15 protein-coding genes are annotated in these 20,242 nt (G+C 60.3%); 11 read left to right on the plus strand and 4 right to left on the minus strand.

From position 1 onward, the window contains the following. Positions 1–23: 23 nt before the first annotated feature. The 4 genes from IRZ31_RS00300 (at position 24) to IRZ31_RS00315 (ending at position 4,921) form a co-directional block, all read left to right on the plus strand. Entirely contained in the window at positions 24–1,850 is a 1,827-nt protein-coding gene (locus IRZ31_RS00300; protein ID WP_297148307.1) for an MFS transporter, read from the plus strand. A gap of 203 nt (positions 1,851–2,053) precedes the next feature. Next, complete coding sequence (locus IRZ31_RS00305) at positions 2,054–3,076, plus strand: hypothetical protein (RefSeq protein WP_297148309.1); 1,023 nt, start codon at positions 2,054–2,056, stop codon at positions 3,074–3,076. A gap of 239 nt (positions 3,077–3,315) precedes the next feature. After that, complete coding sequence (locus IRZ31_RS00310) at positions 3,316–3,813, plus strand: alpha/beta family hydrolase (RefSeq protein WP_297148311.1); 498 nt, start codon at positions 3,316–3,318, stop codon at positions 3,811–3,813. A gap of 508 nt (positions 3,814–4,321) precedes the next feature. Continuing rightward, positions 4,322–4,921 (plus strand): TspO/MBR family protein, encoded by a 600-nt coding sequence (locus IRZ31_RS00315; protein WP_297148313.1) that lies wholly within the window; start codon positions 4,322–4,324, stop codon positions 4,919–4,921. A 148-nt stretch (positions 4,922–5,069) separates the two neighbouring features. Here the strand turns inward: IRZ31_RS00315 and IRZ31_RS00320 are convergent, their stop codons facing one another. Continuing rightward, positions 5,070–6,791, minus strand: a complete 1,722-nt coding sequence (locus tag IRZ31_RS00320; RefSeq protein ID WP_297148315.1) for a peptide ABC transporter substrate-binding protein — start codon at positions 6,789–6,791, stop codon at positions 5,070–5,072. Positions 6,792–7,164: 373 nt separating this feature from the next. Here IRZ31_RS00320 and IRZ31_RS00325 point away from each other — a divergent pair, with 373 nt between their 5' ends. Continuing rightward, entirely contained in the window at positions 7,165–7,902 is a 738-nt protein-coding gene (locus IRZ31_RS00325; RefSeq protein WP_297148317.1) for an isochorismatase family cysteine hydrolase, read from the plus strand. A gap of 51 nt (positions 7,903–7,953) precedes the next feature. On the opposite strand, the gene IRZ31_RS00330 is transcribed toward IRZ31_RS00325, so the two are convergent. The 3 genes from IRZ31_RS00330 to IRZ31_RS00340 form a co-directional block, all read right to left on the minus strand. Then, positions 7,954–9,291 (minus strand): glycoside hydrolase family 3 N-terminal domain-containing protein, encoded by a 1,338-nt coding sequence (locus IRZ31_RS00330; RefSeq protein WP_297148319.1) that lies wholly within the window; start codon positions 9,289–9,291, stop codon positions 7,954–7,956. A gap of 284 nt (positions 9,292–9,575) precedes the next feature. Next, a complete protein-coding gene (locus IRZ31_RS00335; RefSeq protein ID WP_297148322.1) occupies positions 9,576–11,309 on the minus strand; it encodes an AMP-binding protein in 1,734 nt (577 codons plus the stop codon). A gap of 264 nt (positions 11,310–11,573) precedes the next feature. Then, a complete protein-coding gene (locus IRZ31_RS00340) occupies positions 11,574–12,041 on the minus strand; it encodes a hotdog fold thioesterase (protein WP_151729437.1) in 468 nt (155 codons plus the stop codon). 270 nt (positions 12,042–12,311) lie between these two features. Here IRZ31_RS00340 and IRZ31_RS00345 point away from each other — a divergent pair, with 270 nt between their 5' ends. The 6 genes from IRZ31_RS00345 to IRZ31_RS00370 form a co-directional block, all read left to right on the plus strand. Then, entirely contained in the window at positions 12,312–12,761 is a 450-nt protein-coding gene (locus tag IRZ31_RS00345; protein WP_297148326.1) for a MaoC family dehydratase N-terminal domain-containing protein, read from the plus strand. A gap of 39 nt (positions 12,762–12,800) precedes the next feature. After that, positions 12,801–13,256 (plus strand): MaoC/PaaZ C-terminal domain-containing protein, encoded by a 456-nt coding sequence (locus IRZ31_RS00350; protein WP_297148328.1) that lies wholly within the window; start codon positions 12,801–12,803, stop codon positions 13,254–13,256. 197 nt (positions 13,257–13,453) lie between these two features. Continuing rightward, complete coding sequence (locus IRZ31_RS00355; protein WP_297148330.1) at positions 13,454–14,281, plus strand: SDR family oxidoreductase; 828 nt, start codon at positions 13,454–13,456, stop codon at positions 14,279–14,281. 1,282 nt (positions 14,282–15,563) lie between these two features. Then, a complete protein-coding gene (gene pheS / locus IRZ31_RS00360) occupies positions 15,564–16,610 on the plus strand; it encodes a phenylalanine--tRNA ligase subunit alpha (protein WP_297148332.1) in 1,047 nt (348 codons plus the stop codon). 145 nt (positions 16,611–16,755) lie between these two features. After that, the gene (pheT, locus tag IRZ31_RS00365; protein WP_297148334.1) at positions 16,756–19,341 is read left to right on the plus strand and encodes a phenylalanine--tRNA ligase subunit beta; all 2,586 of its coding nucleotides are present in this window, start codon (positions 16,756–16,758) and stop codon (positions 19,339–19,341) included. Positions 19,342–19,985: 644 nt separating this feature from the next. Continuing rightward, a partial coding sequence (locus tag IRZ31_RS00370; RefSeq protein ID WP_297148336.1) for a hypothetical protein occupies positions 19,986–20,242 on the plus strand: 257 nt, incomplete at its 3' end.

The following is a 20,242-nucleotide window of genomic DNA, read 5'->3' on the forward strand; positions in this document are numbered from 1 at the left end:
TGTCTCTCTGCCGCTGGAGGTGAGTGGTGCGCTCTCTTGCTCATGCCACGGGGCGTCGCCAGGCTGAGATGCGTGGACAGCGACCTCTCCTGGCCCTGATCTTTGTCTGTGCGGCAGTCTTCTTAACAGCCCTTGATCAAACAGTGGTGGTCACGGCGCTACCCCAGATCATCACCGATCTGCAGATACCGATCCTGCAGCTCGACCGCGCCTCCTGGATTATCAGCGGCTACTTGCTGGGGTATGTGATTGCGATGCCGCTGCTGGGTCAGCTGGCTGATCGCTATGGGCGGCGGCGCCTGTTGCTTTTGTGTCTGGCCTTATTTGCCTGCGCCTCACTGGTTTGCGGACTGGCTCCCTGGCTTGGGTCGCAGAATGATTTGAGCTTCTTGCAGGTGCTTGGCGTTGATGTGCAATCGCCTGGTCTGGTCTGGTTAGTGGGGGCGCGCGTCCTGCAGGCTGCCGGTGGAGGCGCGATTGTGCCAATCGCGATGGCGATCGCGGGCGACTACTATGGTGCGCGCGGGTTAGGCCCGGCCCTTGGACTGATCGGCATGGTCACCGAGGCAGGGGGCGTACTTGGTCCCCTTTACGGAGCCTGGATTACGCAGACGCTGGGCTGGAACGCCATCTTCCTGCTCAACCTGCCCCTGGTGGCCGCCCTCATGGTGCCGCTGGTCTTCCTGCTGCGCGATCCGGCGCAGGTTCCAATGCCAAGGGAGGAGCAGCGACCTGGGGTCGATCTGGTGGGTGCTGCTTTGCTGGGGGCTGTCCTGCTTTGCCTCAGTCTCGGCCTGGCGCAGGAGGCAGCGCTCTTGACAGCAGGCCAGCCCGGTCTCCAGGCCCACAGTGCGGCGGCGAGTGCCGGCACACACGGCAATCCCATCTTGATCGGGTTGGCACTGCTCCTGCTCATACTGTTAGTGTTGGTAGAGCTACACTTACAGCGAGAAGAGCCGCCAGAAGAAGGCAAGGCCGGCTCTGGTAGGCGAGGGCGTTGGTCTGGACTGAGGTTGCCCGGTCGTGGCGCGCCCGTGCTCGACCTGCGCCTCTTTCGCCGCCTCTCCTTTGTGGCGGCGGCTGTGGTCAGCCTGCTCGTGGGGGCGGCCCTGATCATTGCGATGGTAGACATTCCGATCTTTGTCGCCACTGTACTTGGCGAGACGGCCATCTCCAGTGGCCTCGCCTTGCTGCGGCTGACAGCAATGATCCCCCTGGGGGCGCTGGCTGGTGGTTGGCTCTGCGAGCGCCTGGGAAGCCGACCAGTGGCCATCGCAGGGCTACTGTGCGCGGCGGCGGCTTTCTGGTTGATGCATTTGTGGCCGCTGCGAGTGGACTGGAACCAGATCACGCTGAGCACCATGCTGGGAGGCTGGGGCTTTGGTCTGGTCATTGCCCCTATTGGGGTGATTGCGCTGGATGCAGCACGTAAGCAACGGGGCGGCCTGGCGGCGGCTCTCGTCACAATGCTGCGCATGGTAGGGATGATTCTCGGTCTGGCGGCGCTCACTTCCTGGGGCCTGGGCTATTTTCGTGCTCTGGCTGCTGCTTTTGTGCCCCCGCCTGGGGTCGCTCCCTTTAGCTCTGCCTACCTGGATGCCTATACGGCCTATCTGGTCACCGCTGCCCATACCGTCTATACCACGATCTTCCTGGTAGCTGGTGTACTCTGTCTGCTGGCCGTTCTTCCAGCTTTAGCCTTTCGCGAGAGCCAACCTGTGGCCTTCTTCAAGCGTATTCCAAAAGAGGAGCAGGAATCTGCCCCAGTAATGACTAGCGTGGTGCGGCCAAGCCGAACCGAGAGCGAGGCCGTTCCGGCACCAGACCCAAGAGAAGGGGAGCAGCTATGAGCAGAGAGAGCAAAGGACCCCGCTGGTCCGAGGAGCCAGGAGAAGACAGCTGGCCTGCCTATGAAGAATTCCTTCCTCGGGGCCGTCGAGTGCAGCGTCGCTCTCGTCCCAGCGGCTCCAAGGCCGCCCGCTGGCAGCCGGCGGAGGAGCCGCTGAGGCGCAGAAAGGCACCTCAGTGGGAGGGGGAAGACGCTGAGGAGGAGATGGTGGAAGAGGTTGCAATGAGAGGAGGACGGGAGAGTCTCCTGTTTGCCGAGGAGGAAGAGGAGCCTTCGAGCTATCGGAGAGGGCACCAGGCAGACTACCGTCGACGGCGCAAGCGCCGCGGCCACTCCTGGCTCTGGTTTCTCGGCGGATGCAGCGTGGCCATCCTTCTGCTACTGCTCGGGATCATAGTGGCCGTCTTTGCAGCCCTGCGCAGCGTCACCGGCAGCAGTCCTTTACCGATCCTGGGGCCGGCTGTCAACACCTATACCCAGACAAGTCAGCAGACGATCCCTGTTAACAACCTGCAGCAGCTCAAGGTTAGCAGTCAGATCGGCAGCGTGGACATCACTGTAGATTCCAGCCTGTCCACCCCGGAGCTGACGGTCATCAAACAGGTGAGAGTGGGAGGCCAGGCCGAGGCCGATGAAGAGTTCAAACGCATCAGCGTTCAGATACAGCCGGGACTAACCAGCTTGCAGGTCACGACAACGTTGCCGCAGAGTGAGGGCTTGAATGGCCCCAACGATACCGTAAATTTGCGCTTCAAACTGCCGACTCAGGTCAATCAGGGAGCAACCCCTTTCGAGCTGAACGTCGAGCTGGCTGTAGGCGATGTCCATATCCAGGGCCTCAATGGCGTACTGGTGATCAAGAATGAGGCGGGCAACATCACCGTTGAGAGGGCAACCTTGAGCAATGGCAGTAGCCTGCGCACGGCCAATGGCCAGGTAACCTTCAACGGGACGCTCGATACCCGTCCCGTTGCGGGCGGGAGACCGCTCTTTCAGATTCACTGTGATGTTGGCCAACTCAATGTCACCCTGCCTGCCTCTACCGCGGTGGTGGTGGATGCTTACGCGAACAGCGGCAGGATTGTGAGTACCTTCCCGATCCAGGTCAGTACTAATGCTGGCTCAGCTACCTATTATGGTCCTCTAGTACCAGGGAGTGGGCCAATGCCAGCGGCGCTCTTGCGCCTCGATGTCGGCACTGGCACTATCAATCTGCACAGTGCATAAAGTAGCATATCTGTAGCGGACAAAAGATTCGTGCTATACTATGAGAGTGACGACTCTTGCTATGGGTAGCTCTTTATTTTCAGACTAGAAAGGCGGGGGATGTTATCGCACAGATCTTACACGTTGATATACCGTCACCTCTGGGCCGTCTTGAGGGCATTCTGAAGCCCGAGGAAGCGGGTGTCAAACCGCACTATGTCTCCCTGGTCTGTCACCCGCATCCGCTGTATGGGGGGACGATGGACAACAAGGTCGTCTTCAAGGTGGCCCAGATTCTTCAGGCCTTGCAGATACCGGCGCTGCGCTTCAACTTTCGGGGGGTAGGGAGAAGTTCGGGTAGCTATGATGAAGGGAGGGGGGAAATGGATGATGTGCGCTATGCGCTGGATTTCCTCAGCCATCGCTATCCGGGCCTTCCCGTTATTCTTGCTGGTTTCTCATTTGGCGCCTATGTGGGCCTGCGGGTGGGGGCCGTCGATGGCAGGGTGCGGGCACTCATCGGCCTGGGTGTGCCTGCGCGCAGCTTCGATGGCGACACATTGCAGGGCTGTACCAAGCCCAAGCTGATCATCCACGGGACGCGGGACGAAGTGGCACCCTATGCTCTGACCGTTCGCTGGTTTGAGCAGTTGCCGGCTCCCAAGACGATGATCGCGGTCGAGGGGGCGGACCACTTCTTCCAGGGGCGGCTGGATGAAGTGCAGACGATCATTGCCAGCTTCGTTCAGACGTTGTGACAGCCGGGTGATGGTCTGCTTGCCAGCCTGTCTGTCACCTGCGGTCAGACCGCAGGCCATTTCCCTGCCCGCCCATCGCCTGCCCCTCACCTGCTGCTTCGCTGTGCTCGCTCCTCTCCCTGGTGCGAGCCTCGACCTTCTCTCTCACTAACGAGGATGGAGAAGCGCGAGCGTTGGAGCTGTCCCACCTGGCCGGCTGGGCTGCCCACAGTTGTCTGTCTGCCTCTCTACCTCCCTCCCTCCCCTCCTTCCGCTTGCCTTGCCGGGGACAGGTCTCTGCCTCTCCTGCCGGACCTGCTGCCCTGCAAGCGGAGTGGAGCCTCTCTGAATGACAGTACGCTTGTTGAGAGAGGTACAATAGCAGGCAGAGGCAGGTATGCAAAGATGCAGGGCAGGGCCAACTCTCCCCTGCCCAGAGGAGGAAACGCATATGGCGCGGGTACTCAAGCGGGCCGAAGACAGGCTGGAGAGAGACGGAGGCTGGAGGAGCCGGGGAAGAGAGCTATGGGTGAGCGAAACGGGTCGGCCCTGGCGCTGGTATCATGGATTGCTCTTTTATCTGCTCGTCCAGGGATTAACCTTTGCCCTGAGCGGTCTTGTCAATCGCTGGCAAGGGCGGAGAATCAGCAGTCCGGGGCAGCTTCTCGGAGATGTGTCCTATTTCGAAGCATTGAGGCAATCGATCTTTGCGCCCCCGGCCTGGGTTTTTGGTCCTGCCTGGACGGTCAACAACCTGTCGGCCATCTGGGGGCTGCTGCGTGTTCTCAACAAGCCGGTTAACAGCAAGGGGCGCACAGCCTATCTGGTCCTGCAGGCTGCCTCATGGCTCGATTACATCATCTTCAGCGCGGCTTATTTCGGCCTGCGCTCACCATTGAACGCGCTCTTGTTGACGCTCTTCATGCTGGGGCTGACGGTGGCGAGCGTACTTGTTGCCCTGCTCCGTCTACGCGATACGCTTGTCGCGCTCTCGCTAGCCACGCTCTTTCTCTGGCTGTTACTGGCCTCCACGGCGGCGATCTTTCAGGCGCTGTGGAATCACGATGCCTTCTATGGCGTAGGGCCGTTCGCCGAGCCGCCGCCTCGCCTGCTGAAGCGGATGAAATAGGCGAAAAAAGCCGGCGTGCACAGCCGCTGAGTGAGCGATCCGATCGAGCGGGATCGCGGCGGCTGGCAGCCGGCTTGTTGCTTTACCAGCGAGTGTCTACCTGGATCTCCTCCGGGGGCTTCTGTGCTGTGCTCAGGGACTGGTCAGGCTAGTGCTGAGCGATGTAGACGTTAGCCCACAGCTCAGGCGGGAAGAGACCCTGAGCGTTAAACTTCATGCCGATCACATAAGGCTTGAGCAGGCGCACGCCGATGCGCTGATCAAGCGAGAGCCAGGCAACGTCGTTAACCAGCTGCTGCTCTGCCTGGTTGTAAGCCTGATAGCGGGCCGGGCCGTTGTCCATCGCGTCAGCTTGCTCCAGCTGCTGCTGCACCTGCTGCTGCTGAGCAGCGTCGCTGGAACTGTTCTGGCCGTAGTTGACCTGGTTGTTGGGGGAACCCTTGTCGAACTGGAGGGTCAGCCAGTCCTGCGGATCGGGGTAGTCGGCAATCCAGGCAATCGACCAGAAGCCGATACCTTTGGGGTTCCCCGGAGCCGCGTTCAAGTCCTCCAGCAGCTTGTTAAAGTCGGTGGCCACAGGCTTCACAGAGATCCCGAGCACGCTCTGCCACTGGCTGGTCAGTGTCGTGATCTCGTTGGTCACGTCCTGTGAGCCGGTGGGATAGTAGAGCTGCAGGGCGGGCAACTGGGATGGGCTGGAGAGGCCCATTTCCTGGAGAGCCTGCTGCAGGAGCTGCTTGGCCTTGGTCTTGTCGCCCGCAGTCGAGGTGACGCCCGCCGGGCCGGTCAGGCTGGCGTTATAGCCTGGCATGCCCTTCGGCACGATGTGGTATGTCGGCTGGCGGGTGTTCTTCCAGATCGCCGTCATGATCTGGTCACGGTTGATGGCCAGCGAGAGCGCCTGACGGAAGTGAATGTTATCATAGGGCTTGACCAGATAGTTCATGCCCAGATAGTCGATCGAGAGCTGTGGCGTCTCGCTGTACTCATTGGTCTTAGCGCGCGCCTGCTGGATGTTGGTGATGGGAATCGGCGTGATGTCGACCTGCCCAGTCTGATAGACCTGGTAAGCCGTCTTCACATCCTGGTAGAAGGGCATGATAATCTGCTGCAGCTGCGGCTTTGGCCCGTAATAGTAGGGGTTGGGCACAAAGACGATCTGCTTGTTGTGCTGGTAGGACTGCACCTTGAAGGGACCGGTACCGCCGCCCTCCTCAAGATGGTCGGTCCAGCTCTTGCCGTACTTCTCAACGATGCTCTTCTCCACCACGTAGGAAGTGGGGTAAGCCAGAGCATCCAGGAAGTAAGCGGCTTTCTTGTTGAGCGTGATGCTGATCGTCTGTGGATCAGGAGTCTTCAGGCTATCGCCGATGATGGTCTTGATCTTGCCGGCGCCCAGCTGGTCGGAGTCCTTGATCAAGCTCAAATAGCTGCCAGCGACCGGCGACTTCGTGGCCGGCTGCAGGGCGCGGTCAATGCTGTAGGCCACATCTGCCGAGGTGACAGGTGTGCCATCGCTGAACTTGACATTCGTCTTCAGATGGAAAGTATAAGTGAGACCGTCCGAAGAGATGTCCCACGAAGAGGCAATCTCCGGCTGCACATTGAGGTTCTCGTCTAGCGTCACTAATCCGGTGAAGACCAGGTTAATGGCGGTCGACGAGGGTAGGTCGGTCACCATCGCCGGGTCGAAGGTCTCAATGTCCTGCACACCGGCATTGGTGAAGATAAACTTCTGCTGGCTGGCCGGCGCTTTGGCCTTAGTGGTGGTCCCGCTCTGTCCGCCGCCGCCGCAGGCGACAACGAAGAGGGCCAGCCCCACCAGAAGCAGCAAGTGAAAAACGCCTGTGGTTACCTTCTGCTTCCTCATGTGTTTGAAACTCCTTCCCGCACCATTCGAATATGTCATTCCCACAGTTCGCTGTCTGAAGGCTGAAGGAGAAGCGTCCTCGGTGGATATTTGATCAGTGACACTTGCTGGTCATGCAACACTAGGGGTAGCAACGAGCAAGAAAGAGAATCCTGGCACCAGCAGCACCCTCTCACGGGTGCGATTCTCTCCTCATTGACCCCTTCAGTACTACGTCTCCAGGGAAAAAAATCTCACAACGTTTTATGGCTCTGGTTTGATTTTCCCTGGTAAGAAAGTGCCAGGACCAGTGTTTGCTCACCAGCTCTCTCCTCCGCTTTCTGCGACTCCTGCGGCTCAATGGTGATACAATGGTTACAACGTGCTGATTGGTATGAACCAAGAGCTGTCTCTGGTGAGCTTTATGGATCACTACATCGCGCCTGATTTTACTGCTGTTGCTCTCATTGTAATTGACATGCAAAGAGACTTTCTCGATGGCCAGCCGGCGGGAGTGGCAGGAACCTTGGCAATTGTGCCGCGCATTGTGCACCTACTGCAGGCATTTCGCGAGGCGGAACGTCCGATTATCCATGTTGTGCGCATCTATCTGGCTGATGGCTCAAACGTAGATCTCTGCCGCCGGGCAGCGGTGGAGCGTGGAGCTAGCTGGGTCCTGGCCGACTCCCCGGGCTGTGAAATTGTGCCAGAGCTACTGCCTGATCGCTTCTCGCAGCTGGAAACGGCTCGCCTGCTGACTGGTCAGATTCAGTATCTCTGGCCCCGTGAGGTGGTCATCTACAAGCCGCGCTGGGGCGCCTTCTATCGCACGCCGCTGGAGGACTATCTGCGTCGCGCCCATGTTTCGACGCTGATCATCTGTGGCTGCAACTTCCCTAACTGTCCACGGGCGACTCTCTACGAGGCAAGCGAGCGCGATTTCCGCCTGGTCCTAGTGGAAGATGCCGTCTCCGGTCTGTATGAGCAAGGCAAGCAGGAACTGCGCTCCATCGGCGTCTCGATCATGAAGAGTGCTGAGATTGTGGCTGAGCTGCGGCGTCTCAAAGCTGAGGCAGGCGGGGGTGCTTTGGAAGGTGAGGAAGCGGCCAGAGACCTGCCTGGAGGGGAATGACAAGGCGCAGGGGCTGGCTGGTTGCCCTGGCAATGCTGCCAGGAGCATCGGTCAGGCCGCTGCCTGCCAGAGTGGGCGGCGCAGGTCGGCCTCGACCTCGCTGGCGTGGAAGGGGGCCTGGGCTGTGGGGGCCTGGTCATTGCCAGGAGTCGCCAGCAGCTGCAGGGCGCGCGCCTGGCTGAGGATACCGTAGCGCAGCTTGAGGGTCAGGATGCGCTCGACGGCAGCATTGACCTGGCTTTCCGACAGTTCTCCTTTGAGGACAGCCTGTTTCAGCGCGGCCAGTGTGCTGCGTGTCTCGCTCAGCCCGCGTGGACCGAGCAGGAGGTCCTCCCCGGCTTTGACGGCCATCACTGCCGCCTGAGCGAGACTGTAGGTATTGCTGATGCCGCCCATCCAGAGGGTGTCACTGATGGTCACACCCTCGAAATGGAGGCGATTGCGCAGGAGATCGGTCACCACCGCTGGGGAGAGCGAGGTAGGCAGGCGAGGGTCGAGCTGAGGATTGAGCAGATGAGTGGTCATGACCATCGGCACGATGCCCTCGTTGATGAGGGTGCGATAGGGGACGAGGTCGATACTGGCCAGTTGGGACAGGCTGCGGTTATCAGTGGGCAGCGAACGGTGAGGGTCGACACTGGCTGCGCCAAGCCCCGGAAAGTGTTTGAGGCAGCCGATGACGCCGCCGTCGGTTAAGCCTTTCAGGTAGGCACGTCCCATGTTGGTGACCAGCGTTGGGTCAGAGCCAAAGGTCCGCTGGGGAAGGCCGGGATTATTAGGATTGGTAAGAACGTCGACGATCGGCATAAAGTTGACATTGAGACCGAGGGCTGTGAGGGTGTGGGCGGCGGCCAGCCCTTGATCGTAGGCATATTGGACGCTCCCGCTGGCGCCGATGGCGGCCTCTGAGGGGCGCTCGCCAGTGATGCGGCGCAGTTCGTTGACGTAGCCTCCCTCAAAATCGGTGCTGATGAAGAGGGGAATATGAGCGTGTGCTTGCAAGGTCGCGTTGAGGGCTGTGAGTTGGGCACTGCTTTCAACATTGCCGTTGTTGTTCTCGATGAGCACGCCTGAGATCTGGCTCTCCTCGATCATCTGCTGCAGGTCGGCGTTGTAGGTGGCGCCGTAAAATTCGACGATGACCATCTGGCCGAGCTTTTGATCGAGGGTCAGGTTGCGCACAATACCACGAGCAAGCTCATCAAGCGTTGGGGTGGCCGTGGATGGGACCACGGTGGGCAGAGCCTGGCCGGTCCGAACTGTGGCCGTAACCCTGGTTGTGGGAGTGATCTGCCCGCTACCAGTCGAGCTGGTGCCAGCGCTGCAGGCATTGCCGATCAGCAGGAAGAAAAGCAGTACAAGCACGAAATAACGTTTGCTTTTTCTCATGTGGCCTGGCCTTTATGCGAGAGGCCGGTCCTGAGACCCGCCCTCTATCCTCTTCTGGCTGCGGGAACGAGCGAGAGCCAGGCGCGCGCATGGGATGGTACTTTTTTCCTGTCTCTCGGAAGGAGGAAGGTCCACGAGGGAGATGCCCCGCGTGGGCCTGGGAATGAGAATGGTGCGCCCCCGACAGTGGCGGCATCCGCTGGCGGCCATGCTGGGGGCGCACCCCTACCCCTGGCTATTTCACTGTTCTGGCTGGCTAGCTGGCTGACTGATTGACTGACTGACTAGGGCCTGGTTTCCTGCAGCCCCAGCTCTTTGACGGCTTGCTCGCGCAGCAAGAACTTCTGAACCTTGCCGCTGGCCGTCATGGGGAAGCTCTCTGTGAACAGAAAATAGCGCGGTATCTTCTGGTGGCTAATCTGGCCCTGGCAGAAAGCGCGCAGCTCCTCTGCGCTGACCTGGGTGCCCTCGCGTGGACGGATCACGGCGGCGATCTCCTCGCCGAAAAAGGGGTCCGGCACGCCGATCACCTGGGCTTCGGCCACGCGCGGATGTTGCAGCAGGAAATCCTCAATTTCTGCTGGATAGATGTTCTCCCCGCCGCGAATGATCATCTCCTTCAAGCGGCCCACAATGCGCACATAGCCCTGATCGTCCATCGTTGCCAGGTCACCGGTATGGAGCCAGCCCTCGCCGTCGATCGTCTCCGCCGTCTTCTCCGGCATCTTGTAGTAGCCCTTCATCACCAGGTAGCCGCGACAGCAGAGTTCGCCGGGCGTGCCGCAGGGTACCACCGCACCGCTGGCCGGGTCCACAATTTTGACATCCGTGTAGGGTAGCGGTATTCCAACCGTACTGGCCTTCAGCTCGAAGCTGTCCTCTGGCAGGGTCTGGGTGATTACCGGTGATGATTCCGTCAATCCATAGACGATGGTAATATCGGCCCCAATCTGCTCTTTGACCTGTTGCATGAGCGTAAGCGGTACTGGCGCGCCGCCGGAGGTCACAGCCCGCAGCGTCGAGAGGTCGTAGCGGCCAAAGTCGGGGTGCTGGAGCAGGGCCAGCAGCATGGTCGGCACGGCTCCTAGCAGCGTGCAGCGCTCGCGGCTGACAATCTGCAGGGTCTTGAGCGGGTCGAAGGCCAGCATAGGCACCAGCGTCGTGCCCATGTAGAGGCAGCCCAGTACTGCCAGCACGCAGCCAGCGGTATGGAAGAAGGGCATCGGGTTGCACACGCGGTCTGCGGGTGTGCCGTTGGAGCGGCGCACGAAGAGCATAGCGTTGTTGAGGACATTACGGTGGGTGAGCATGGCCCCTTTGGGGAAGCCAGTTGTGCCAGAGGTGTACTGAATCTGGACTACGTCATCGGGCGAAGTGCTGCGCTGGCGCTCACGTAGAGCCTCTGGGGGGATCGCTGTTCCTGCTGCCACTAGCTCGTGGAAGAAGGCGGGCCGCCAGTCGCGCTGCTGAGCCAGCGCTTTGGGCTGCGGGCCGATCAGACAGACGTAGCGCAGACAGGGCAGGACCTCGCTACGTACAGCGCCCGGCGAGCCGGCGGGAGTCGTCAGCCGTCGCACTGTCTCCAGGCAGTCGTGATCGCGCATGCGAGCCATAAAGAAGAGGGCTGCGACGTCACCCTGGCGGAGCACATACTCCAGCTCACGCGCGCGCAGCACGGGATTCACGGTCACGAGCACCAGCCCGGCCTTGGCCGCTGCCATCTCTAGCAAGAGCCACTCGGGGAGATTCGCCGCCCAGACCGCGATATGCTCGCCCTTGTGCAAGCCCAGGGCCAGGAGGCCGCGCGCCACCGCCTCGGCGCGCTCGCGCAGGTCACGATAGGTCCAGCGCAGATCGAGTGCTCCACCGTACTCGGGATAGCCACTATAGACGACGGCCTCACTTGAGGGTAGCTCCTCGGCGCGGTGATCTAGAAGGTCGCCGATGGTCATGTTCAGGAGGGGAATTTCGGCAGGCTCGCCCTGCCAGTGGGAGAGACCAGCGGTGGTCAGGCCCATAGCGTCTGCTCCTAGGGGACACTAGCAGGAACAGAACTGGGGCGGGGACGTCAAGAGGACCTCTCTGCCTGTCTGATTGTCAGTCCACCTCGCGCCCGCCCGCTCTCCTGTTCCCGCAGCCGATGCAAGCAAGCCTTCCTGCCTGTCAATACCTGTGAAGTAGGGCCAGATGGCCCACTATGCTAAATAAAAGACGCCAGTATCCTTACTGGTAGGTAGGGTACCTGCTGGAGCAGAGGCTGTCAAGACCTGTATGTAGATGAATCACTCAGACGTCTGGGATGAGGCCATGAGTGGGTTGATGGCCTCGGGAGGACGCGGTACCACGGCGAGGGTACAGCGCGAGACACAGACCAGCTTCTCCTGTTCGTCCTGGATGCGGATGTCCCAGACCTGGGTGCTGCGTCCGCGGTGAATGGGGGTGGCGATGGCTGTAAGACGGCCTTCGCGCTTGGGACGCAGATGATTGGCGTTGATTTCCAGGCCCAGCGCCATCTGCTCCTCCATGTTGATGTTGAGGGCTGTTCCAATGGAGGCGGCTGTCTCGGCCAGCAGCACCGAGATGCCACCATGCAAGTAGCCAGCCTGCTGCTTATGGCGGGGTCCAATCGGCATGCTCAAGACGACACGCTCCTTGTCAGCGCTGACCAGCGAGATGTCCAGGGCCTCCCACAGGGTGCCGGCCCGAGTGCCATTGAGACGCTCAACGATTTCCTGGCTCGACAGTTCCATCTATGGCTTTCCTCTGTGCGTTCGTTGTTTTTGCTGCTCTGGTGCGGGTACAATTACAATACCCTACAAGGCAGGCGATGCCAGCGTTGGCCTGAACCGCAGATCAGCAGCAAAACGCGCCGTGCCGCTGGTGAAGTGGCATGAAGAGGGTGCAGCTGCGGTCTGCTCCTCGGCGACGTGCTGCGAGGCCGCGGCTCAGTTGCCGTCGTTTCGTCCATCATTATATACTATTTCTGGCTACTTGCCGTACTGCCGAAAAAGAGGTGTCTGATGTTTGACCAGAGCAAGATCGGGCAGAGTTTTCCCTCATTCACCTATCAGGTGGAGCGCTGCAAGATTCATGAGCTGAATCTGGCGATCGGTGATGAAAATCCGATCTATCATAGCAAAGAGGCGGCACAAGCAGCGGGCTACCCTGATGTCCCGGCCTCACCGACGACGCCGACGACCTTCCAGTTCTGGGGTAATCCCGACTTTGTCAAGCATCTGATGGCGATCGGTGTCAATGTGATGCGTATCATCCACGGTGAAGAGGAATACGAGTATCTGGCGCCGATCTACGCTGGAGATGTCCTGACCGGTGTGACCACGCTTGTCGATGGCAAATCACGTCAGAGCAAGGATGGCTCTTCGATGGATATTCTGACGCTGGAGACTCGCTATACCAATCAGAAGGGGCAAGAAGTCCTGAAGGCGCGTCAGGTTCTGATCGTTCGCTAGCGAGACAAGAGTCGAGAGAGCGACCAAAGGAGTTCATTGATGACAACGGAAGCCAAACTTCCCACGAAGCGCTATTTCGAAGATGTCCAGGTCGGCGATGAGATCCCCCAGCTTGTGAAGGCCCCAGTCACGCATCTGCAGCTTGTGCGCTACGCTGGCGCGTCAGGAGACTTCAATCCGCTCCATACCGATCCCAAAATTGGGGAAATGCTCGGCATTGGTGGCATTATTGCGCATGGCATGCTGATCATGGGCTTTCTCGGGCAGCTGCTCAGCGACTATGTGGGGCCGACGGCCCTGCGCAAGTTTGGCGTGCGCTTCAAGAGCATGACCCGTCTTGACGACGTGATTACCTGCAGCGGAACGATCACTGAGAAATACGAGGCAGACGGCGAGGCGTGCATTGCTGGCAAGATCCAGGCGGTGGATCAGAACGGTGATGTCAAGGCCAGCGGAACCTTCGTGGCGGCCCTGCCTAAGCGCGGTGGCGAGTAGGCGGGGTAGGCTCGCCCTGCTCTTCACCTGCTGCTTCCATCCTGGCCGTTCCTGTCCGCTCCGCAGAGAAGCGCATTAGAGAGCGGGAATGAGCACAGCGAACGCAAGTATCAAGGCGAGCAGCGGCGCTCGTAAAGTGGGCGCTGTTCGATTGTGTATCCATAACGATGTGAGTGAAGAAAGGAAGAGTCAGCGCAATGGGTTTGCTTGACGGTAAAATCGCCATTATCACCGGCTCTGGACGTGGCATCGGGGCGGCTGCCGCGAAGCTTTTTGCGGCGGAGGGCGCCGCTGTTGTGGTGAGCGATCTCGATCAGGGTCCTGCTGACGAGACGGTGGCGGCTATTCGCAATGCCGGCGGCAAGGCCATCGCTGTGGCCGGCGATGTGACTGATCCGGCCTTTCCGGCTCAGCTGATTAAGAGCACTCTCGACACCTTCGGCGGCCTCGACATTATTGTCAATAACGCTGGCTACACCTGGGATGGCGTCATTCACAAGATGACCGATAAGCAGTGGTACGCCATGCTTGAGGTGCACAATACTGCTCCTTTCCGCATCCTGCGGGAGGCTTCCCATTTTATTCGTGAAGCGGCCAAGCGTGAGCAGGAGGCTAACGGGCGTGCCAATCCGCGCAAGGTTGTCAATGTCTGCTCGGTCTCGGGACTGCATGGCAACGCTGGCCAGGTGAATTATGCGACGGCCAAGGCGGGCATTGTTGGTCTGACGAAGACGCTGGCCAAAGAGTGGGGGCGCTACAATGTGCAGGTCAATTGCGCCTGCTTCGGTTTCATTGAGACGCGATTGACGGCGCCCAAGGAGAGTGGTGAGAAGATTCAGCGTGAGGGTGATGAAGTTGAGCTGGGTATTCCCGGCCAGTTGCGCCAGATGGCCACGATGCTGATCCCGCTGGGTCGTGCGGGAACGCCCGAGGAGGCGGCGGGAGCCTTGCTTTTCCTGGCGTCTCCGCTCTCCAACTATGTCTCTGGTCACGTCCTGGAGGTCACCGGCGGCGGCTCACTGTAGGCGGTTTGCCTCTTGCTCTGCTGACGGTGCCTGAGAGGTGGCCGGAGGCGGCCCTGCTCAGTCGCCAGTCATAGCCTCAGCCTCAGACAGCGCAGCTACTGGCTTTTCTTGGACCCGCCGATGTGCTAACATCCTGGTCATCGGCGGGGTTTCTTTTGGGGGGAAGATCGGCGTCTGTGGGCCAGGCAGTCTACTCATGTGTAGCGGATGCTTTCTTCCTCACTTGCGGCTCGTCTATCTGGACCTTCGCGCGCGATGGAGGAAGGCGAGCGAGCCGGCCCGGCTGACAGGACAGGACAGGCAGAGCTGGGGACGGGACGAGGCTACCTGCTAGACTTTCGACGCCAGATCTGGCATACTATAACTTGAGCACTTACGGGTAGAAGAACTGCAAGGGAGAGGTTCGCTCTAGCCGCCAGGCATAGCGAGATTGCGCCTCGCCTGGGGATAAAACCGGGTGGGTGACCCTCGCCTTCAGTTCAGGATACACCAGCCTATATATACAAGGGCGACGAGGTCAGAGAGAAAGGCGTTGAAGGGGAGAGTACGCGCACACTGGAAGGCAGGGGAAGCGCTCCACCGTGGTAAACAAGCGGTGGGGATGCGGCAGAGAGAGAAGGCCAGTGGCTGCGAGCCTTTTCGCCGATCCGCTGCGCGGAAGTTCACCCCGGAGCTGGCTGCTGAAGGGGTTTGACACTGTCACAGAGGAGGGCAGGCTGATCAAGCCCGGCCCCAGTAGGCAGTCCCGGCTCGTCCCCGTTAACGGACGAACCGAGTGGGATTGCTGAACGCTCTGCCCCGGCCTGGCGCGCCAGGGCAAGACACCTGGATCTGCTGCCAGGTGTCGGCGAGCAGGTGGAGTGGAGTAAGGCAATCCAAAACGGGTGGTACCGCGGAGTCATGCAGCACGGCAGGCATGTCCCTCTCGGCTGTGGCTGTCACGCCGCCACGTCTCTCGCAGAGAGAGCAGGAGAAGCGTTACAGCGCAGCGGAAGATGAGAGCATGGTCTTGTCGTGGTAGACCAGCACGACTGGCAAGACCGGCAAGCTTCGTCCCAGTTGACGAATGTGCCGGTTTTTTTGATTCGGCAAGCTGCCTGCCTGGACCCTCTGCCGGAGGGAGGAGGCGCGAGGGCCGGCGTGCCTGCTTCCCAGGTCTTGCCAGCACGCCGGCCTGTCAGCCTGTCAGGGCGCGGCCCGGCTTGCTGGTCTAGTGAAAGGGAGGGTGCTCGCGCTCCTCTCGCTGACCTTGTGTGTGCTGCTGAGAGAAGGATGGACGGCAATGATTGAACAGCTTGATGCATTGTTAGCTCAGCTCGATGCTTTACAGGAGCGGGCGCTTCGTGAGCTAGAGACGATCAATAGCTCGGCGGAGCTGGAAGACTGGGATGTTCGCTATCTGGGGCGCCATCGCGGCGAGTTAAAAAACTTCTCGACCCTCATTCCGAAGCTGGGTAAAGCGGAGCGCCCGGTTATTGGTCAAAAGATTAATGCAGTCAAGGAGAAACTTGAAAGCGCACTGGAGGCCCGCCGTCAGGAGCTGCGCGACCGAGAGCTGCGCGAGGCCCTGGAGCGCGAGCGCCTCGATGTGACTCTGCCGGGTCGAGCCTTGCCTGCCGGCCATATGCATCCCATTTCGCGCACAATTCTGGAGGTGGCGCGCATCTTCACACGCATGGGCTTCCAGGTCGTGCAGGGACCCGAGATCGAAACCGACTACTACAACTTCCAGGCGCTCAATATCCCGGTGGACCATCCGGCTCGCGATATGCAAGATACCTTTTGGGTCGTGCCCGGCGAGATCTTGCTGCGCACGCAGACCTCGCCAATGCAGATTCGCGTCATGCAGACGACACGTCCGCCCGTGCGGGTCATCGTGCCCGGCAAGGTCTTCCGCCACGAAGCCATTGACGCCTCCCATGAGGCCATGTTTCACCAGATCGAGGGCCTGCTCGTCGATGAGCGGTGCACGATGGCCGACCTCAAAGGAAGTCTGGCCCGCTTTGCGCGTGAGATGTTCGGTGAAGATCGCCGTGTTCGCTTCCGCGGTAGCTACTTCCCATTCACCGAACCCAGCGCAGAGGTTGATATCGACTGCATTCTGTGCAAAGGCAGCGGTTGCCGCCTCTGCAAGTACAGTGGCTGGCTGGAGATCCTCGGCTCCGGCATGGTGCATCCACGGGTGCTGCGCGAGGTTGGCTACGATCCCCACAAATATCGGGGCTATGCCTTCGGCATGGGGGTTGAGCGCATCGCCATGCTCAAGTATGCCATTGGCGAGATCCGCCTCTTCTCAGGCAACGACCTGCGCTTCCTACGCCAGTTCTAGTGATACACATCATCTGTTCGGCAGATTCATGGCCACATAGAGCAAAAGTAGCATACAACGGTTGGAGCGAGAGCCAATACAATAAGCGAGCGAGGCGAGAGGTCAGTAGGAAGGAAGGAAGGAAATCAGTGAGGAGTTACCAGCGATGAGAGTGCCACTAAGCTGGTTAAAGGAATATGTCGAGATTACCCAGTCGCCACAAGAGCTGGCCCATACTTTGACAATGGCAGGGCTAGAGGTTGAGACGCTGGACTATATCGGGACCGACTGGGGGGACCGCATTATCACCGCTCAAATTACGCATCTTGAGAAGGTGCCCGGCTCTGATCACCTGAGCTATACACGTGTCAACACTGGGAGTGGAGAGATCGGGGTTATCTGCGGCGCTCCCAACATCAAAGAAGGGGACAAGGTGCCGCTGGCCCTGCCGGGCGCGCGCATCGGCGACCTCACCATTGGGGTGGCGCGCAAGATGGGCTATGTCTCAGAAGGTATGCTGTGCTCGCCGCGCGAGCTGGGTCTGGGCAGCGATCACTCAGGCATCTACATTCTCGACCCGGAGACGCCGCTGGGTGTCAAGCTTGCTGACCTGCTCTCCGACGTGGTGCTGGAGTTCGCCATCAAAGCCCATCGCGGCGACCTCTCTTCGATCATTGGCATTGCCCGTGAAGTAGCGGCCCTGACCCACAAGCCCCTGCGCCTGCCTGAGCCACGCTTCAACGAGCAGGGGCAGCCTGCGGCGGAGCTGGTCAAAGTGACAGTCGAGGATACGGCGCTGTGCCCGCGCTATAGTGCGCGGGTCATCAGCGGCGTTAAGATTGGACCCTCGCCCGGCTGGATGGCACGGCGCCTGCTGATGGCCGGTATGCGTCCGATCAATCTCATCGTCGATATCACCAACTATGTCATGCTAGAGGTAGGCCAGCCGCTGCATGCCTTCGACTACGACCTGGTGCGCGAGCATCATATTATTGTCCGCCGCGCTCGTGACGGTGAAGAAATTACCACGCTCGACGGCGTCCAGCGGCGCCTGCGCAACGATATGCTGCTCATCACTGATCCGCAGGGGCCGACGGCCATCGCTGGTGTGATGGGTTCAGCCATTAGCGAGGTCAACGAGGGGACCACGCGCATCCTGTTGGAGTCGGCGAACTTCAGGCCGGCCAGCGTCCGACGGACAGCGGTGGCTCTGGGTCTGCGTACAGAGTCCTCCAGTCGCTTTGAGAAGGGTCTTGATCCCGAGCTGACCATCTTCGGTGCTAACCGCGCAGCCCAGCTCATGGCCGAGTTGGCTGGTGGCCAGGTGCATCCGGGGATCGTCGATGTCTACCCGCAGCCTGTAGAAGCGCGCTCTATTCTCTTCTCACCTGCCGAGGTGGAGTGGCTGACGGGCCTGAAGGTGACCTCGCGTCAGGTGCACGAGGCCCTCAGCGCCCTCGAATTCAAGGTCGAAGAGGTCTCTGCCGCCGCTGACGCTTTTGGCGGTGAGCAGCTGCTGCGTGTCACCGTGCCGACTTTCCGCGGCGATATCGAGGAAGGGGCCGATCTGGTCGAGGAGGTCCTGCGTATGATCGGCTACGATCAGTTGCCGGCCACTGTGCCCGAGGGACCGCTGCCGGAGCCGCAGAGCGATCACTGGTTTGAGCGCGAGTATGAGATACGCGAGATTCTCATCGGGCTTGGACTGCATGAGATTCTTACCTATGCGATGACCAGCCGCCAGCGCATGCTCAATCTGCTCGCCGAGGTCAATGCCCAGACGGCGCAGGTGCTTCTGCAGAAGCCTGCGGATGATGGTCAAGCGGGCTGGGTCATTGCCGGCGCGCAGGCAAGGGGCGGCTCTGAGAATGGCTTTGCCTCAGACAGCAGGGAACCTTTCGATGCTCGCTCCCTGCCCGCAGTCACCATTGCCAACCCGCTGAGCAACGAGCTAGAGTGCATGCGCCTGACGCTGCTGAGCGGCTTGATGGAGACGCTGCAGGAGAATAGCAAGCGCAATAGGGCGGGCTTGCGCCTCTTCGAGATTGGGCGGCGCTACTTACCGCGTGGAGCGGGTGAGCTACCCGAGGAGCGGCGCTGTGCAGGCATTGCTCTCTGTGGGCCGGCGGCCATTTCCTGGGTGCCAGAGCTGGCGCGCCCGGCAGACTTCTACGATCTGAAGGGCATTGTCGAAACGCTGCTGGAGCGTCTGCACATCCAGCGCTATCGCTTCTCTGCGGCCCAGCATCCGACCTTTCATCCTGGGCGCTGTGCTCTGCTGGAGGTCGGGGTCGGGCGGCCAGACGCGGACGACGGCGAGCGTTTCACTCCGGTTGGCTTCCTGGGTGAGGTTCACCCGCTGGTGCAGCAGCGCTACGACCTGCCTCACCGTGCCTATCTATGCGAGCTGGACCTGGAGATCCTCTATGCCGCGGTTCCCGAACGCCTGAATTATGCTCCCATTTCTCGTCACCAGGAACTGACCCGCGACCTGGCCGTGGTAGTTGATCAGCAGGTACCGGCGCGTGCGGTGCAAGAGGCGATCGAGCGCCACGGCGGTGAACTGCTGCGTACGGTGGCTCTCTTTGATGTCTATACCGGGGCACCGATCCCGCCGGGCAAGAAAAGCCTGACCTATACATTGCTTTACCAGGCACAGGATCGTACTCTCACCGATGCTGAGGCGAATGCTCTCCAGGAGCGCATTGTGGCGGCCCTGGCCGAGGAGTTCGGGGCTGTCCTGCGGAGCTAGCGCGCGAGGCAGATAGCTGTTGCCTGGCCGCTGCTCGGCCAACCTCAAAGAAGCACGTTCTTCCTGCTTTAGCAGGGAGGAGGCGGGTAAGCAGTCAGCCGTCTGAAAGTCGGTGGCTCTTGCCCGCCTCCTGCTTTCTGGTTGCTGCGGCGGGCGCTCAGTTAGGCGCTCTCTGGTACCGATCGCTTCCCTCTGGCAATCCTCCTTTAAAGGTGATATAGTAGGTAAACGTGGCTGATCATTTTTCCGGCTGCGCCTGACTCACTGAAAGGGGCTTGCCGGCATCAGGTCAGGTAGAGAATTGCTGCTTCCGCTTGCTCTGGAACCCTGATCACTTCCTGGCGCGTACCGTCTGGTCAGAGCGGTGAGCGAGCAGGCCGAGTGCCAGCGAAACGGGCGGGGTCAAGCGGGGCGAAGGTCTGGGGTGTAAAGCCAGCAGGTGGAGGAAAGAGTATCGACCGACCTGGGGGCTGAGGCTTACAAAGCGCTTCCTGGATGGATGAGCATGGAGCGAGGGCGGCAACGTGGCGGCTGAGGTGGCGAAGAGCAGGTCTTGTGCTGAGGGTCGTAATGAGCGGTGGCTTTTGTTGGCGGCGCATCCATGCGTTGAGTACCGGCAAGGCTGAGGAAAACAGAGTAAGTCTATGAGTCAGTGTTTGCGTTGCGGCAAGCCTTGCGCAGCAGATACGAGCTTGTGTGAAGAATGCCGGGCGCGCCTGCTGCAGACGAGACAACCCTCTGATCGGGGTGAAGGGCGCGAACGGAGCGGTGCGTCGGTGGCTTCTGCCGCCGAGAGAGATGCTGCTGCCGGTCAAGATGAGGAGGAGGAGGACGGAGAGCCTCCGTATCGGGAGCGCCGGACTGATCCCGATGCGCAAGTACCCACCCAGCAAGGGCCAGT

Source organism: Thermogemmatispora sp. (assembly GCF_019683635.1).
In the GTDB taxonomy this organism is placed as follows: domain Bacteria; phylum Chloroflexota; class Ktedonobacteria; order Ktedonobacterales; family Ktedonobacteraceae; genus Thermogemmatispora.

What these genes read in the sequence shown, in the direction of transcription:
- IRZ31_RS00350 (WP_297148328.1), top strand. Translation starts at nt 12,801, where the DNA reads ATGACAACGGAAGCCAAACTTCCCACGAAGCGCTATTTCGAAGATGTC.
- IRZ31_RS00330 (WP_297148319.1), bottom strand. Translation starts at nt 9,291, where the DNA reads ATGAGAAAAAGCAAACGTTATTTCGTGCTTGTACTGCTTTTCTTCCTG.
- IRZ31_RS00355 (WP_297148330.1), top strand. Translation starts at nt 13,454, where the DNA reads ATGGGTTTGCTTGACGGTAAAATCGCCATTATCACCGGCTCTGGACGT.
- pheS (WP_297148332.1), top strand. Translation starts at nt 15,564, where the DNA reads ATGATTGAACAGCTTGATGCATTGTTAGCTCAGCTCGATGCTTTACAG.
- IRZ31_RS00320 (WP_297148315.1), bottom strand. Translation starts at nt 6,791, where the DNA reads ATGAGGAAGCAGAAGGTAACCACAGGCGTTTTTCACTTGCTGCTTCTG.
- IRZ31_RS00310 (WP_297148311.1), top strand. Translation starts at nt 3,316, where the DNA reads ATGGACAACAAGGTCGTCTTCAAGGTGGCCCAGATTCTTCAGGCCTTG.
- IRZ31_RS00335 (WP_297148322.1), bottom strand. Translation starts at nt 11,309, where the DNA reads ATGGGCCTGACCACCGCTGGTCTCTCCCACTGGCAGGGCGAGCCTGCC.
- IRZ31_RS00305 (WP_297148309.1), top strand. Translation starts at nt 2,054, where the DNA reads ATGGTGGAAGAGGTTGCAATGAGAGGAGGACGGGAGAGTCTCCTGTTT.
- IRZ31_RS00345 (WP_297148326.1), top strand. Translation starts at nt 12,312, where the DNA reads ATGTTTGACCAGAGCAAGATCGGGCAGAGTTTTCCCTCATTCACCTAT.
- pheT (WP_297148334.1), top strand. Translation starts at nt 16,756, where the DNA reads ATGAGAGTGCCACTAAGCTGGTTAAAGGAATATGTCGAGATTACCCAG.
- IRZ31_RS00340 (WP_151729437.1), bottom strand. Translation starts at nt 12,041, where the DNA reads ATGGAACTGTCGAGCCAGGAAATCGTTGAGCGTCTCAATGGCACTCGG.
- IRZ31_RS00325 (WP_297148317.1), top strand. Translation starts at nt 7,165, where the DNA reads ATGAACCAAGAGCTGTCTCTGGTGAGCTTTATGGATCACTACATCGCG.